The sequence below is a fragment of the Mesorhizobium sp. P2_E6 genome, from assembly GCF_056403835.1.
Genome location: NZ_JBFUEQ010000003.1, coordinates 165,080 through 178,328, shown reverse-complemented (window position 1 = coordinate 178,328; position 13,249 = coordinate 165,080). Strand labels below are relative to the sequence as shown.

Here is a 13,249-nt window from a genome sequence, read left to right as displayed (position 1 = left end):
GCCGGGCGGCTTGCGCGGCAGGCCTTCAGCACATGGTACACACGATTTACTTTGCTCCAGCCCACGATCCGACGCCGTTGCGAACCCCGGTCTTGGTGTCGGCAGCTTCAGGCCAGCCGATGTCCTTCTGCAGTTCGATCGGCAGGGAGTGGATGGCACGTTCGGTCTGGTAGCGGGCGCGGGCTGCGCTGAATTCGGTCGCGATCCGACCGATGGACGACAGGATAGACATTTCTTTCTCCTTTGGTGCTGGCGGATGCCAGACGGTGAGTTGGTTACGTCGCTTTTGTTTCAACTGCATTTCATGTCGATTGCAGGTTTGTATCGTGGTCGTTTCGGGGCCACTTCCAATGCGTCCTGCCTCGATGGTGTTGACTATCGTCCCAATCTGATGTTCAATCAAACGAAATGGAATGATGCTTTGTATCAGAAAAATTGAAGGTCGCTTCCCATGAACGCCCCACTCAATCATCCACTGCCACTGCTCGATCTCGACGTTTTGCGCACTTTCGTGGCGATTGCAGAGACAGGCAGCTTCACCACCGCCGCCAATGCCGTCTTCCGCACGCCGTCGGCTGTCTCCATGCAGATCAAGAAGCTGGAGGACATTCTCGGCCGCTCGGTGTTCGCGCGCGACGCCCGCTCGGTGTCGCTCACCACGGATGGCGAAATGCTGCTCGGCTATGCCCGCAGGCTGCTGTCGATCAACCGCGAGGTGGTGTCGAAATTCATCATTCCCGAGATTGTCGGCGTTGTCCGGCTCGGCTCGCCGGATGACTATGGCGAGCGCGTGCTGCCGCATGTGCTGAAGCGTTTTGCGCAATCGCATCCGTCGATCGCGGTCGATGTCACCATCGACCAGAGCAGCAATCTGCGCCGACGCATGGACGACCGGGCGCTCGACATCACGCTCTTGACCAATTCCTACAAGACCAGTGCGCTCGGCGCCGAGGTTCTGCTCACCGAGCCGATCGTCTGGGCCGGTGCCAAGGGCGGCTGCGCGCATCTGCGCGAACCCTTGCCGGTATCGCTCTGGGAAGAGGGCTGCGCCTGGCGGGCCGGCGCACTTGAGGCGCTTGGACGCGAAGGCCGCAACTATCGCATCGCCTATATGAGTGCGCACACGGCCGGCCAGCGCGCCGCGATCATGTCCGATCTCGCCGTGGCGCCGCTGCCGAAGTCATTCCTCGGCAACGACATGGTCGAACTCTGCCCGAAGGACGGGATGCCCGACATCGGCACTTACAATCTGGCGATGGTGGTGGCGCCGGACGCCAGCGCGCCGGTCAAGGCCGTTGCCGACCATATCCGCGCGACCTTCGAAGTGTTCCGGGAAACCGGCAAATTCTGATGCGCCGGCTGTGAACCGCGTTTCGGTGCTCAGCGATCTTATCACATGTGGGAAGCCGATTGATGTTCTGGCTGCAAACGTAAGCGACCTGGGTTGGTCCGAGACGCCAGTGGTCGTCCTGACCACTGATCATATTTTGAGTGTGCTCCGACGGTTCCAGGAAGGAGAGCTCACCGCTGCGGACGTGGAGGCCTGGGCAGATCTGATCGAATGCAGGGAAGATATCGACTACCAGCCAGGGCGAGATGAAGCGATAGTGGAAGCAATTTTCGTGCTGGCCAATCCGGTGTTGAATGGTTCGCTAGATGAAGCCTTGACCGACCAGGTGATCGCCTCGATCTCGGCTTGACCAAAGGTTTTTTCCCCGGCCAGGAAGGTCACGATGGCGTCGCGCGCCCGCCGTGCTTCAGGCATGTCGATCAGTGGCCAAACGTGGAACATACCCTCCTCGTAGACGACCTCGACCTCGACGCCGACGGCGCGCGCCTTTTGCGCGAAGATCAGATTGTCAGGACTGAGGAGGTCGTGCGAGCCGGTTAGGAGCAGCGTTTTAGGCAGCACCGAGAGGTCGCCATAAAGCGGGCTGATGTGCCAGTCGCTGCGATCGTAGCCGGCGCTGTAGAGCCGGACAGCCTCCATCCCGCCCGAAATGCCCAGCCAGGGGTCGCGGCGTTCGGCCTCGAACACTTCGGGGTTGGAAAGCGACATGTCGAGGCCGGGCGAAATCAGCACATGGCGCGACGGCATGGGCAGGGCCTGTTCCGCGGCCATCATGGTCAGCACGACGGCCATGTTGCCGCCGGCGGAATCGCCCATGAAGACGATATCCTCGGCCTCCGTCTCGTCGAGCATCCGGCGGTAGACGTCGCCGACCATGCCGAACATGGCGTGGAAATCGTGTTCGGGAGCGATGGGATAGATCGGCACGGTGATGCCGTAGCCCAGCCGGTTGGCCATGTCGGCGATCAGGTGCCAGTGATAGGGCGTGATTTCAAAGACATAGGCGCCGCCGTGCAGGTAGAGCATCCGCTTCTGCTCGCCGGCCTTGGGTGCGATTTCATAGACGGGGAAGCCATCGACCGTATGCATCTGGATGTCGAGATGCTGATGCAGTGAGGCGGGCGGCTGGTGGGTCTCGGTCTTGCGCGCGGCAGCGATCCACCGCTGCAGGTTTTCCGGGCTGGAAAACGCCTTCTTGCGGCTGTACCGGAGCACGAAGGACACGACGTGGCTTTTCAAACTTGGCATGCGGATACACGAACTTCGGCGGCAGCCGACTAAGAGAATTCCCCTCTCTGGCGAACATCGTGCCGTGGCCGAAAATGTCAAGTTATACGCTATGTCTACACGGTGGTGTGATCCGCGCCGTGGTGCTTGCGCCGACGATCAACGCCGCAGCAGAAGCGCGGCGCGCAGCCGAGTGTTGCCAGGCGCCGAGGCCGCATGGGGGCTCCGACGCCTGACGAGCAGTTTGCATTTGTCGGCGAATGTCATCAGCGCGCCGTACCCAGAAGCAGCGAGATGAGCGCGGCCTGCGGGTCGTTTGGCGGCGATGCCGGCCAACCAATGTCCTTCTGGACATGCGGCGGCAGGCTGTTCATGGCCCGGATCGACTTCTTCCTGTCGTGGGCAAACTTGATGGCCGCACCATAATGGCCGAGGCTTTCGAACATCGACATTTTGGTTTCCTCCGGAAGGTCACTGCGGCAGGAAGACATTTCCGGCCGGCCTTCGACGCTGGCTTAAATGCGCCGCGCATGTTTCCAGCGGATTTCACGAAAACAACGCTTCCGTTTCCGGATCAGCAGATCCGGAAACATTTGCATACAAATGAGTTGGTGAGGCTGGCGACCTGGGCGCGCCCGCTTATTTCCGGCCGCGCCGGGCGGCGTGGCCCTCGCGCGAACGCCGGCGCGGAGCGGCGTCGCCGGCGACACCGTCCTCGCTGACCGTCTTGCGCGGCGGCAGTTTCACCGCCGCCGACAGTTTCGGGAACGGGTCGACCTTGTTGGGCAGCGCCATGGCGTAGACGAAATGCTCCTGGAATTTCGGTTCCAGCGCGGTCTCGATCTTCTCGATCTTGCTGACCGTGTCCTCGATCTCGCGGCGATAGCCGCGGTTGAGCAGCGCCATGCGCGCACCGGCGCCGGCGGCGTTGCCGACGGCCGAGACCTTGTCGAGATCGCAGTCCGGGATCAGGCCCAGCACCATGGCGTATTTCGGATCGATGAAGGAACCGAAGGCGCCGGCGAAATGGATGCGGTCGACATGATCGGTGTTCTGCTTTTCCATCAACAGCTTGGTGCCCGCGTAAAGCGCAGCCTTGGCGAGCTGGATGGCGCGCACGTCGGTCTGGGTGATGGTGATCTTTGGCTCGCCTTCCTTCAGCACGTAGGAGAAGGTGCGGCCATTGGCGGTGACGCGCGGCGAGCGGGCGGCAAGTCCGCCGTCGATGACACCGTCCTCGGAGATGATGCCGGAGAGATACATCTCGGCGACGACCTCGATGATGCCGGAGCCGCAGATGCCGGTGACGCCGGTCGCCTGCACGCTGTCGAGGAAGCCAGCCTCGTCGGACCACAATTCCGAGCCGATGACGCGGTACTTCGGCTCGAGCGTGTCGGGGTCGATGCGCACGCGCTCGATGGCACCAGGCGCGGCGCGCTGGCCGCCGGAGATTTCCGCGCCCTCGAAGGCGGGGCCGGTGGGCGAGGAGGCGGCGACGACGCGCGTGCGGTTGCCAAGCACGATCTCGGCATTGGTGCCGACGTCGACGATCAGCATCATCTCGTCTTGGCGATGTGGGCCTTCCGACAGCGTCACCGCTGCCGCATCGGCGCCGACATGGCCGGCGATGCAAGGCAGCATGTAGAGCCGGGCTCCCTGGTTGAGCTTCAGGCCGATATCGGATGCCTTGACGTGCACCGCGCCCGAAACGGCCAGCGCAAAAGGCGCGCCGCCAAGCTCGGTCGGGTCGATGCCGAGGAACAGATGGTGCATGATCGGATTGCCGACGAAGACGGAATCCAGGATGTCGTTGCGGTGGACATTGCCTTCGGCGCAGACCTTGTCGACCAGGCCGGAGATCGCTTCGCGCACGGCGACCGTCATGCCTTCGCGACCGTCGGGGTTCATCATCACGTAGGAGACCCGGCTCATCAGGTCCTCGCCGAAGCGGATCTGCGGGTTCGACGTGCCCGACGAGGCGGCGACGCGGCCCGACAGCAGCGACACCAGATGCATGGCAATGGTGGTCGAGCCGATATCGCAGGCCAACCCATAGGCTTCGTTCTTAAGGCCCGGCCACAAAGCGATGACGCGTGCGGTCTCCGAGTCGGCATCCTTGTAGATGGCAGCGGTGGCGGTCCAGCTGCCCTTGCGCAGAATGCCTTGCACTTGCGGCAAGAGATAAAAATCGAAGTCCAGGCTCTTGAGGTTCCAGTCCTTCATCAGGGCGATCTTGAGGCGGTCGAGATCCCCGAGCGGCTTATGCATGTCGGGCTCTTCGATTTCGACATAGCACATGCGGATTGCCGCATCGCGGGCGATCACCCTGGTGTCGGCATCCTTGCGGATGGTCTGCGCGTTGATGACCGTGTCCTGAGGCACGTCGATGACGAGGTCGCCGAGGATCTGCGCCGAGCAAGAGAGGCGGCGCCGTTCGGGCAGGCCGCGCACGCGCTCGTAGCGCTCTTCCTTGGCGCCCTTGGGCGAGATGTGGTCGTTGGAGGAGACGATCTTGTGCTTGGCGAAATTGCCTTCCTGCACTTCGATCTGGCAGCGCCCACAGGTAGCGCGTCCGCCGCAGACGCTTTCGACATAGACGCCGAGCTGGCGCGCGGCATCGAGCACCGGCGTGCCGACAGGAAACCGCCCGCGCTTGCCCGACGGCATGAACAGCACGAGCGGATCGGTGATGTTGGCAGGTGAATTCATGCTTGCACGCGTCTCGATGACGATTGTCGATGCCGTTTAACGGATCGTTTCGCTATTGGGCGGAATGTTTGATGGTCCAGAGGCCAATCATGTCCGATCTCCTCCTGTCCGCCATAACAACCGCTTTTACCATGGTGCGCCTGCTGCGCGGCCCATGGCTGCGCAATCCGCAATATCTGGCGTCCGGTATCGTCGGCGCGATTGTCGGAGCATTGCTGCTCCACGGGTTCTGGCCGGCCGCCGATGCCGACTTCATTGTCGGCGGGCTGACCGGCATTTTCGGGTCGTGGGCGGGAATGGTGCTGTTCGACGCCATTTTGGGCATGGCCTGACCGAAACGCACACCGTCCCGACGGCATCATCTGCACGATCGGTTCGGTGAGGTTTACAGGACAGTCCACGATTGCGCGCTTATCCTCGACCCATCCGGGCTTCACGGCCGCCACGGCGGCGTCCGCCATTGCCGGCGCCTTCGCCGGGCGCATTGACTTGCGTCGGGGCGGCTACCGCCTGGCCGCCTTCGGCCGGCTTGTAGTCCTTGTAGGTGCGAATCCAGTTGGTGCAGTTCTCGTCGGTGCCGTTGAGCACATTGGCGCCGCGCACGGCTTCCATTTCCTGCGGGCGCACCGGGTTCATGATGGCGCTGGTCATGCCGGCGCCGATCACCATCGGGATGAAGGCGGCATTGATGCCGTGGCGATGCGGCAGGCCAAAGGAGATATTGGACAGGCCGCAAGTGGTGTTCACCTTGAGCTCTTCGCGAAGCCGACGCAGCAGCGCGAACACTTGGCGGCCGGCATCGCCGAGCGCGCCGATCGGCATCACCAGAGGGTCGACGACGACGTCGTGCGCGGGAATGCCGAAATCGGCGCAACGCTGCACGATCTTCTTGGCGACGGCGAAACGCACATCCGGATCCATCGAAATGCCGGTCTCGTCATTGGAGATGGCGACGACAGGGACGTTGTACTTCTTGACCAGCGGCAGGATGGCCTCGAGCTTTTCTTCCTCGCCGGTGACGGAGTTGACCAGCGGCCGGCCCTTGGCAACCTTCAACGCGGCCTCGATCGCGGCGGTGACCGACGAGTCGATCGACAGTGGCAGGTCGACGAGGCCCTGGACGATTTCCAGCGTCTGCACCAGCAGGCCGGGTTCGGTCTCGTTCGGGTTGACCGAGGTAACGCCAGCATTGACGTCGAGCATGGTGGCGCCACAGGCTGCCTGCTCGAGCGCATCCTTGATGACAGTCTCGAAATTGCCCACGATCATCTCGGCGGCCAGCTTCTTGCGGCCGGTCGGATTGATGCGTTCGCCAATCACGCAGAACGGCTGGTCGAAGCCGATGATGATTTCTCGTGTCGCCGAGGCGACGATGGTCCGGGTCATGAATTCTCTCTCCGCCGTGATATAAAGATTTCTTTATATCGTTGTCTGGTTTCGTTCAAGCGAACGGGTGACCGTCCACGCCGTCAGTGCGCGGTCTTCACCATGTCCACCTGCGTTTCGGTAATGTCGTCGTGCAGTATGTGCCCGAGCCGGTCGGCGACCATCTGGTCGTCGCGACGGATTTCGCGTTTCCATGGCTGGCGGCCCTTCAGCACGCCCGATTCATCGACGATCTCGGCGACATATTCCTCCTGGCGATAGGCCATCACATGGACGCCGGAGACGCCGGAGATTTCCTTCACCTCATTGATGATGTCGATGCAGAGCTGCTTGCCTTCCTTCTTCTGGTCCTGCGCGCCCTCCAGCCGCTTGATGACCGAATCGGGGATGTGAATGCCCGGCACGTTGGAGCGGATCCACTTGGCTGTCTTGGCCGAGGCCAGCGGTCCGACGCCAACCAGGATGAAGCACTGTTCGGTGTAGCCGAGGTCGCGCACTTTCTGCATGTAGGTGCGGAACATCGGCACGTCGAAACAATACTGGCTCTGCACGAATTGCGCGCCGGCGGCGATCTTCTTGCCCAACCGATGCGGGCGGAAATCGATCGGCGGTGCGAACGGATTGATCGCGGCACCAAGGAAAAGCTGCGGCGGCGTCGTCAGCTTGCGGCCGGACAGGAACTTGCCGTTGTCGCGCATGACGCGGCAGGTTTCCAGGAGCGACATGCAGTCGAGGTCGAAGACCGGCTTGGCGCCGGGCTGGTCGCCGGCCTGCACGCCGTCGCCGGTCAGGCACAGCATGTTGGCGACGCCCATCGCAGCCCCGCCCAGCACGTCGCCCTGAATGGCGATGCGGTTTTTGTCGCGGCAGGCGATCTGCATGATCGGCGCATAGCCCATGCGGGTCAAAAGCGCACAGATGCCAACCGACGACATGTGGCAGTTGGCACCCGAGGCGTCGACGGCGTTGATGGCGTCAACCCAGCCGTCGAAGATCTTCGCCCGGTTGTAGACGTCTTCCGGGTCGGCGCTGTCGGGCGGGTTGAGTTCGGTCGTGACCGCGAATTCACCACGCCGCAGGACACGTTCCAGCCGGCCGCGCGAGGTGTGGCCGGGCAGGGGGTCGAGCGGCAGATGGATGCCGGCCGGGTTCTCGTCGCGCTGGCTTCCGATCATGCCGATGCCCCGGTGTTTGCCGCGCCATTCTTGGCGGCAGCGGCGGCTTCGCGCGCGGCGGCCGCCTGCGCGGTGACCCGCAACCAGGCCGAGGTTTCGCGCAGCGACTGATCGACCGGCTTCTGCACGGTCAGGATCCTGTCATTGTGGACCATATTCTGCGAGCCTTCCCAGGCCTTGACCCAGACGCAGGGCATATCAGGCTCGACCTCGCAATTGCCGTTGGCGCGCACGCCGCCGCAAGGGCCGTTGCGCAATTGCTTGGGGCAGTTCATCGGGCACGACATGCCGGTCGAGGACAATATGCATTGGCCACACATGCGGCAGTCGAACATGAAGCCCTTGACGCGCTTCTCGACAAATTTGACCGGCCCTTCGACACGGCCGTAGCCGATTCCCTTCCACAAGGGGTGGAGGAGCAGGAACATGTCGGCGAATCTGGCATAGAACCATTCGAGCAATCGCGAGTGCCGTACCGACCATAGTCTGACCGCGAAGGAACGCTGCACGCGCCGCTGCGGCGACACGTCGGCCGGCTTGTAGTCGGATTTCGGTGCTGCCTTCTTGACCAGAGTGGCCTGGGTAACCGTTGGCTGGGTATCAGACATTTTCTTTGCCGCCCGCCTTGACAAGAGCGACCAGCCGCTCACGGTCGTATGTCATGTCGATGTCCTGGAACGCCTTCTCGACCTCGGCTTCGAGGTCGTCGCCAACCGGAACAGGATCGGCCTTGCGCCATTCGGCCAGATAGTCATCGGTGCCGCCGGCGCCGGTGCGCATGGCGCACATGTCAATCGCTTCGGTGAAGCGCAGCGGCAGTTCGCGCTTGGCGTTCTGCCGGCCCTTCTTGACGATGACCTGGGCAGGGATGTCGCGCCAGTAGACGACGATCAGATCGGCCATGAATTCTCACTCCTCGATGGAGCGAGCATTGCCGGAAGCGCAGTTGGGCCGCTTGTTATGGGACGACGCGCGCGCATTCAAAAGCGACGCATTCGGATGTCGTAAAATGAAAGGTGCGTTTATTCGTTCGCGGCGTGTGCCGGCGGCAGGTTCGATGCGTCGGAAAGGCCGGCGCGGTGCACCCGATCGCGGACCATGATTGCGCTACCAGATGCCGGTTCGCAGGCCTGTCCAGAGGTAGAACCAGATTGTCGGGTGATACCATTGTTTCGACGGCAGGCCCGGGTCGATGGTGGCAAGTTTTCCGGCCAGCACGTCGCTGACCGCTTCGACGCAGATGTCGCGCGAAAACGCCGCCTGGCGCAGCGCGTAGCTCGAAATGCTGTCGCCGCGTTTGGGCTGAGCGCGCACCTGTTTCAGCACTGCGCCCGTATCGACGCCGGCATCGACCAGATGCACGGTGGTGCCGAAATTCTGCAGATCGCCTGATGCCAGAGCCCAATAGCCGCCATTCATGCCGCGGTATTTTGGTGTGATGCCGGCGTGATAGTTGAGCACCGGACAGGGCATTTTGCGCAGCATCTCGGCCGAGATCAGTCGGCAACCGTTGAGCAGCACGACGCCTGGCCGGATCTTTTGGATCGCCTGCAGGCACTCAGGCCCATTGGCCGAGGCCACCTGGATAATCTCCTGGCCTGGTCGCGGCTCAACCTCCAGTCTCTCCTCGGCGATCAATCGCGCGCCATGGCGAGCCAGCAGCCGCTTGCCCACCCTGCTCAACACCATCGTGCCAAGCTGGCCCATGGCCGAGACCCAACCCTGGCGGCGAGCCCGACCACGCAGCAATTGCTTTTTGGATTCAGGGGTTTCGAGGATGACGCTGACGGGACCGACGCGATCGGCGATTGCGTTGATCATGGCCCAGACATGCTGGCCGCCGCCGGTCACGACGACGATCGACGCGCTGGTTCCAACCCGTGAAGACATGGCCCGCTTTCCTGCCTTGCACGCGGCCGGCTGCCGCATGCTGGCCGGATTTGTGCCGGAATGGGGTTAAATCTTGATGACCACGCTCAGCGCTTGAACTCGATGATGTCGAGCTTCGATTCGTAATAGGGTGCTGGAAATTCAATGCGCCATTGGCTGGCGCTGTTGCGGAAGGCATAGCCGACCTGGTCGGTTTGCGGGCCACTGCCATAGGGTTTTGCCGGATCGCTGTTGACGTAGGCCGAGCCAAGATAGATCGCGCGCTTCTCGCCATCGTCGAAGAAACGGCCCTTGGTGCGTTGCGAGCCGCTGATCTTTTCCAGTCGCCAGCCGGAGCCGTCGTCGGTCACCTTGCACTTGAACCAGCCATAGATGACGAGCGGTAATGGTCCGCCGGCCTTGATGGTGCGGCACTGCCAGTTGCCGGTCAGGTCCTTGTCGGAAAACGCCACCAGCGGTTTTGCCAGCAAGGCGTCGAGCTGCTTGACCTCGGCGGGATCTCCCGCCTTCGCCTCGGCCAGCGCCTCCTTGCGGGTCTCGCCATATTTGTCGAGCCGTGTCTTGTCGGCGGCGGTGATCAGTTTCTGCACCTCACCATCGGCAAGGGCGGGAAGGGTACAGCAGAGCAGACCGACAGCGGCGAGCAGTGGACGAAGGATCATAGGAGGCCTCCCGGTTGATGTCTCGAGCAGCGCCGCTGCTGACCTGGTGCAAAACTATCGGGTCGCTGGCGCCTGTCATCCGTGCTTAACAGCGTCACGGTCAAAAATCATGGTGTGACGAATGCGAATCTTGCTCACGGGATCGTCGGGTTGGCTGGGCAGCGCGCTGTCGCCGCGGCTGCGGGCCCTCGGCCACGATGTCACAGGCCTCGATCCCGTTCCATCGAGAGAGACCCGGATTGTCGGCTCGATCGCCGATCGTGATCTGGTCCTACGCACTGTCCGCGACAACCAGATCGAGGCGATCATCCACAGCGGTGCGCTGCACAAGCCCAATATCGAGCACCGCGCCAACACTGATTTTGTCGCCACCAACGTGCAAGGCACGTTGAACCTGCTCGACGCGGCGGCGGTGTCCGGCGTGGAGCGTTTCGTCTTCACGTCGACGACCTCACTGATGATTTCGCAGGCGATACGCGACGGGTTCGAGGGTGGTGCGCGCAAGGCCGCCTGGCTGACCGAGGCGATGTCGCCCGAGCCGCGCAACATCTATGGCGTCACCAAGCTTTCGGCCGAACATCTTTGCCGCCTCTATCATATCCAGCATGGCCTGCCGGTGGTGGTGTTGCGCACCGCCCGCTTCTTTCCCGAAGCCGACGACATGGCGCATGCGATCAAACAGTCGGATGCAAACACCAAGGCCAATGAACTGCTGTTTCGCCGGTTGACGGTGGATGACGCGGCCGCTGCCCACATCCTTGCCCTCGAAAAGGCGCCGCGGCTCGGTTTCGACATTTTCATCGTCTCGGCGCCGACGCCGTTCCGGCCCGATGATTGCGCCGCACTGATCGCCGACGCCCCGTCGGTCGTCGCGCGCTATTTTCCGGACTTTCCGGCGCTCTACGCGCGAAAAGGCTGGACGATGTTTGGCTGCATCGACCGCGTCTATGACGCCTCGCGGGCAAGCGACCGGCTGGGTTTCGTCTGCCGGACGAGCTTTGCCGATGTGCTGGCGGAGTTGCGGACGGAAGTGGGCGCCGCCTAGCCAGCGTGTGCCGCGGCCTGCGCCATTCCGGCCGTCAGGTCGCCATAGCCGGTCGCCCGGCGCTCATAGGCGAGGCCGAGCAATTTTGCGGCTTTTTCCGCCACCTTGTCCAACTCCGGATCGTCGGTCTGGGCGAGGTAGATCAGCTTCTCGTAATTGCCGAAATAGTCCTTGATCAACTCCGGGTGCTTGTCGAGGCCGAGCGGCTTCATGAAGAAGGCGTCGAACTGACGGCACAGGAAATCGGTCATGTAGAAGGACATCATGTCGTCGTCGGCGATCTTCGCATAGGCCTCCATGCCTTGATAGAAGGCAAAGCAATGCGGGCCGGCCATGCGCTCGACGCCGTGCTTCTCGCAGATCCGGTCGAGCAGGCCACCGGTGCCGCAATCGGCATAGCCGACGAAGATGTGTTCGTAGCCGTCCGCCTTGGCCTTCTCGATGGCCTTGTCCATGGCCGGCGCGATGCGATCCGGATAGAAATGAAATTCCGCCGGCAGGCAGGTCAGATCGAGGTGATCCAGTCCGAGCTGTTCCTTGACGGCCAGAACTTCGCGCGCAATCATCCCACAGGCGATGACGAGCAGCCTGTCGTCTTGATTCGGTTTCGTTTTTTGTATCTTGGCCATGGAACCAGTCGAGCCGGCCTTCGTTGCTGCGGGGCTAATTTATCTATTGAGGGAGACACCGTCCATGAAACTGTTACGCATCGCGCCGATAGCCATCCTTGCCTGCGCCCTGGCCCTTACGGCATGTGCGAACACCGTCCGCGGCGTCGGCAAAGATGTCAAATCGACGGCCAGGGCGGTCGAGGACACCGTCACCAAGCCCTGATCCGCACACAGCCTCACCCACCACTTGGGAACAAAAAAGCCGCGCTGCAAGGCGCGGCTTTTTCCATTGTCCATGCCGGATTGGCCAATCACGCCGAAGCGCGGACGTTGTGCTTGCGCTTCATGAAGTCCTTGGCGGTCTCGACCGCCACTGCGGCGTCGCGGCAATAGGCATCGGCGCCGACGGCCTTGCCGAATTCCTCGTTCAGTGGCGCACCGCCGACCAGCACGACATAATCGTCGCGGATGCCCTTTTCCTTCATCGTGTCGATGACGACCTTCATGTAGGGCATGGTCGTGGTCAGCAGTGCCGACATGCCGATGATGTCGGGCTGGTGCTGYTCGATCGCRTCGAGATATTTYTCGACCGCATTGTTGATGCCGAGGTCGATGACGTCGAAGCCGGCACCTTCCATCATCATGCCGACGAGGTTCTTGCCGATGTCGTGGATGTCGCCCTTGACGGTGCCGATGACCATCTTGCCCTGCTTCGGCGCGCCGGTGGCGGCAAGCAGCGGACGCAGGATGAACATGCCGGCCTTCATCGCRTTGGCCGACAACAGCACTTCGGGAACGAACAGGATGCCGTCGCGAAAATCCTCGCCGACGATGCGCATGCCTTCGACCAGCGCYTCGGTCAGCACCTTGTAAGGCRCCCAGCCGCGCTCGAGCAGGATGTTGGTGCCTTCCTCGATCTCTTCCTTCAGCCCGTCATAGAGATCGTCGTGCATCTGCTGCACCAACTCGTCGTCGGAAAGTTCGGAAAGGATGATCTCGTCGTCGGACATTTGTATCGAGCTCCTGCCGGCATCGCGACTGCGTCGCAAGGCACACAATATTCGCGTTCATACCTAACCCGCTGGGGGCATGTATCCATAGCTGATTTGCGACTTCCCGCAAAAGGAAAGCGACCGTAACTCTCTTGGAATTCTTGTCGATTTTGCGACAGCCGTTGGCGCTGGCGGGCCGTT

16 protein-coding genes are annotated in these 13,249 nt (G+C 62.2%); 4 read left to right on the top strand and 12 right to left on the bottom strand.

From position 1 onward, the window contains the following. Positions 1-46 precede the first annotated feature (46 nt). Positions 47-232 carry a hypothetical protein gene (locus AC1D08_RS08790; RefSeq protein WP_095087335.1) on the bottom strand — a complete coding sequence of 62 codons (186 nt, stop codon included), beginning with the start codon at positions 230-232 and terminating at the stop codon, positions 47-49. A 219-nt stretch (positions 233-451) separates the two neighbouring features. On the opposite strand from AC1D08_RS08790, the gene AC1D08_RS08785 reads away from it, so the two are divergent. Further along, positions 452-1,351 (top strand): LysR substrate-binding domain-containing protein, encoded by a 900-nt coding sequence (locus AC1D08_RS08785; RefSeq protein WP_095087339.1) that lies wholly within the window; start codon positions 452-454, stop codon positions 1,349-1,351. 228 nt (positions 1,352-1,579) lie between these two features. Here AC1D08_RS08785 and AC1D08_RS08780 read toward each other — a convergent pair whose 3' ends face one another. The 3 genes from AC1D08_RS08780 to AC1D08_RS08770 all read right to left on the bottom strand — a co-directional run bounded on the left by AC1D08_RS08780 (position 1,580) and on the right by AC1D08_RS08770 (position 5,287). After that, positions 1,580-2,599: an alpha/beta hydrolase gene (locus AC1D08_RS08780; protein WP_457153726.1), complete on the bottom strand. Its 1,020-nt coding sequence runs from the start codon at positions 2,597-2,599 to the stop codon at positions 1,580-1,582. 245 nt (positions 2,600-2,844) lie between these two features. Then, on the bottom strand, positions 2,845-3,030 hold the full coding sequence (locus AC1D08_RS08775; RefSeq protein ID WP_457153727.1) for a hypothetical protein: 186 nt from the start codon (positions 3,028-3,030) through the stop codon (positions 2,845-2,847). Positions 3,031-3,217: 187 nt separating this feature from the next. Then, positions 3,218-5,287 carry an ASKHA domain-containing protein gene (locus tag AC1D08_RS08770; protein ID WP_457153728.1) on the bottom strand — a complete coding sequence of 690 codons (2,070 nt, stop codon included), beginning with the start codon at positions 5,285-5,287 and terminating at the stop codon, positions 3,218-3,220. Positions 5,288-5,376: 89 nt separating this feature from the next. On the opposite strand from AC1D08_RS08770, the gene AC1D08_RS08765 reads away from it, so the two are divergent. Further along, positions 5,377-5,619, top strand: a complete 243-nt coding sequence (locus AC1D08_RS08765; RefSeq protein WP_457153729.1) for a hypothetical protein — start codon at positions 5,377-5,379, stop codon at positions 5,617-5,619. Positions 5,620-5,698: 79 nt separating this feature from the next. Here the strand turns inward: AC1D08_RS08765 and AC1D08_RS08760 are convergent, their stop codons facing one another. From AC1D08_RS08760 to AC1D08_RS08735, 6 genes are all read right to left on the bottom strand, one after another. Continuing rightward, complete coding sequence (locus tag AC1D08_RS08760; protein ID WP_457153730.1) at positions 5,699-6,673, bottom strand: methyltetrahydrofolate cobalamin methyltransferase; 975 nt, start codon at positions 6,671-6,673, stop codon at positions 5,699-5,701. 83 nt (positions 6,674-6,756) lie between these two features. Beyond that, positions 6,757-7,848, bottom strand: coding sequence for a methylenetetrahydrofolate reductase (locus AC1D08_RS08755; RefSeq protein ID WP_477307127.1), 1,092 nt, complete (start codon positions 7,846-7,848; stop codon positions 6,757-6,759). Then, entirely contained in the window at positions 7,845-8,456 is a 612-nt protein-coding gene (locus AC1D08_RS08750; protein WP_184873530.1) for a methylenetetrahydrofolate reductase C-terminal domain-containing protein, read from the bottom strand. The genes AC1D08_RS08755 and AC1D08_RS08750 overlap by 4 nt, the downstream gene beginning before the upstream one ends. Next, positions 8,449-8,751: a virulence factor gene (locus tag AC1D08_RS08745; protein WP_457152323.1), complete on the bottom strand. Its 303-nt coding sequence runs from the start codon at positions 8,749-8,751 to the stop codon at positions 8,449-8,451. The genes AC1D08_RS08750 and AC1D08_RS08745 overlap by 8 nt, the downstream gene beginning before the upstream one ends. 204 nt (positions 8,752-8,955) lie before the next feature. After that, positions 8,956-9,738 (bottom strand): formyl transferase, encoded by a 783-nt coding sequence (locus AC1D08_RS08740; RefSeq protein ID WP_457152322.1) that lies wholly within the window; start codon positions 9,736-9,738, stop codon positions 8,956-8,958. Positions 9,739-9,824: 86 nt separating this feature from the next. Then, on the bottom strand, positions 9,825-10,400 hold the full coding sequence (locus tag AC1D08_RS08735) for a DUF4893 domain-containing protein (protein ID WP_457152321.1): 576 nt from the start codon (positions 10,398-10,400) through the stop codon (positions 9,825-9,827). Positions 10,401-10,521: 121 nt separating this feature from the next. On the opposite strand from AC1D08_RS08735, the gene AC1D08_RS08730 reads away from it, so the two are divergent. Then, positions 10,522-11,445, top strand: coding sequence for an NAD-dependent epimerase/dehydratase family protein (locus AC1D08_RS08730; protein WP_457152320.1), 924 nt, complete (start codon positions 10,522-10,524; stop codon positions 11,443-11,445). On the opposite strand, the gene AC1D08_RS08725 is transcribed toward AC1D08_RS08730, so the two are convergent. Continuing rightward, complete coding sequence (locus AC1D08_RS08725) at positions 11,442-12,074, bottom strand: DUF1638 domain-containing protein (protein ID WP_457152319.1); 633 nt, start codon at positions 12,072-12,074, stop codon at positions 11,442-11,444. The two genes, AC1D08_RS08730 and AC1D08_RS08725, sit on opposite strands and share 4 nt — an antisense overlap. 64 nt (positions 12,075-12,138) lie before the next feature. Here AC1D08_RS08725 and AC1D08_RS08720 point away from each other — a divergent pair, with 64 nt between their 5' ends. Next, positions 12,139-12,279, top strand: coding sequence for an entericidin A/B family lipoprotein (locus AC1D08_RS08720; RefSeq protein ID WP_095087994.1), 141 nt, complete (start codon positions 12,139-12,141; stop codon positions 12,277-12,279). A gap of 88 nt (positions 12,280-12,367) precedes the next feature. On the opposite strand, the gene AC1D08_RS08715 is transcribed toward AC1D08_RS08720, so the two are convergent. Continuing rightward, on the bottom strand, positions 12,368-13,066 hold the full coding sequence (locus AC1D08_RS08715) for a corrinoid protein (protein ID WP_477395454.1): 699 nt from the start codon (positions 13,064-13,066) through the stop codon (positions 12,368-12,370). Positions 13,067-13,249: the final 183 nt, after the last annotated feature.

Excerpts from the sequence above, each read along its gene's own strand:
- AC1D08_RS08790 (WP_095087335.1), bottom strand. The coding sequence starts at position 232 with ATGTCTATCCTGTCGTCCATCGGTCGGATCGCGACCGAATTCAGCGCA.
- AC1D08_RS08785 (WP_095087339.1), top strand. The coding sequence starts at position 452 with ATGAACGCCCCACTCAATCATCCACTGCCACTGCTCGATCTCGACGTT.
- AC1D08_RS08780 (WP_457153726.1), bottom strand. The coding sequence starts at position 2,599 with ATGCCAAGTTTGAAAAGCCACGTCGTGTCCTTCGTGCTCCGGTACAGC.
- AC1D08_RS08775 (WP_457153727.1), bottom strand. The coding sequence starts at position 3,030 with ATGTCGATGTTCGAAAGCCTCGGCCATTATGGTGCGGCCATCAAGTTT.
- AC1D08_RS08770 (WP_457153728.1), bottom strand. The coding sequence starts at position 5,287 with ATGAATTCACCTGCCAACATCACCGATCCGCTCGTGCTGTTCATGCCG.
- AC1D08_RS08765 (WP_457153729.1), top strand. The coding sequence starts at position 5,377 with ATGTCCGATCTCCTCCTGTCCGCCATAACAACCGCTTTTACCATGGTG.
- AC1D08_RS08760 (WP_457153730.1), bottom strand. The coding sequence starts at position 6,673 with ATGACCCGGACCATCGTCGCCTCGGCGACACGAGAAATCATCATCGGC.
- AC1D08_RS08755 (WP_477307127.1), bottom strand. The coding sequence starts at position 7,848 with ATGATCGGAAGCCAGCGCGACGAGAACCCGGCCGGCATCCATCTGCCG.
- AC1D08_RS08750 (WP_184873530.1), bottom strand. The coding sequence starts at position 8,456 with ATGTCTGATACCCAGCCAACGGTTACCCAGGCCACTCTGGTCAAGAAG.
- AC1D08_RS08745 (WP_457152323.1), bottom strand. The coding sequence starts at position 8,751 with ATGGCCGATCTGATCGTCGTCTACTGGCGCGACATCCCTGCCCAGGTC.
- AC1D08_RS08740 (WP_457152322.1), bottom strand. The coding sequence starts at position 9,738 with ATGTCTTCACGGGTTGGAACCAGCGCGTCGATCGTCGTCGTGACCGGC.
- AC1D08_RS08735 (WP_457152321.1), bottom strand. The coding sequence starts at position 10,400 with ATGATCCTTCGTCCACTGCTCGCCGCTGTCGGTCTGCTCTGCTGTACC.
- AC1D08_RS08730 (WP_457152320.1), top strand. The coding sequence starts at position 10,522 with ATGCGAATCTTGCTCACGGGATCGTCGGGTTGGCTGGGCAGCGCGCTG.
- AC1D08_RS08725 (WP_457152319.1), bottom strand. The coding sequence starts at position 12,074 with ATGGCCAAGATACAAAAAACGAAACCGAATCAAGACGACAGGCTGCTC.
- AC1D08_RS08720 (WP_095087994.1), top strand. The coding sequence starts at position 12,139 with ATGAAACTGTTACGCATCGCGCCGATAGCCATCCTTGCCTGCGCCCTG.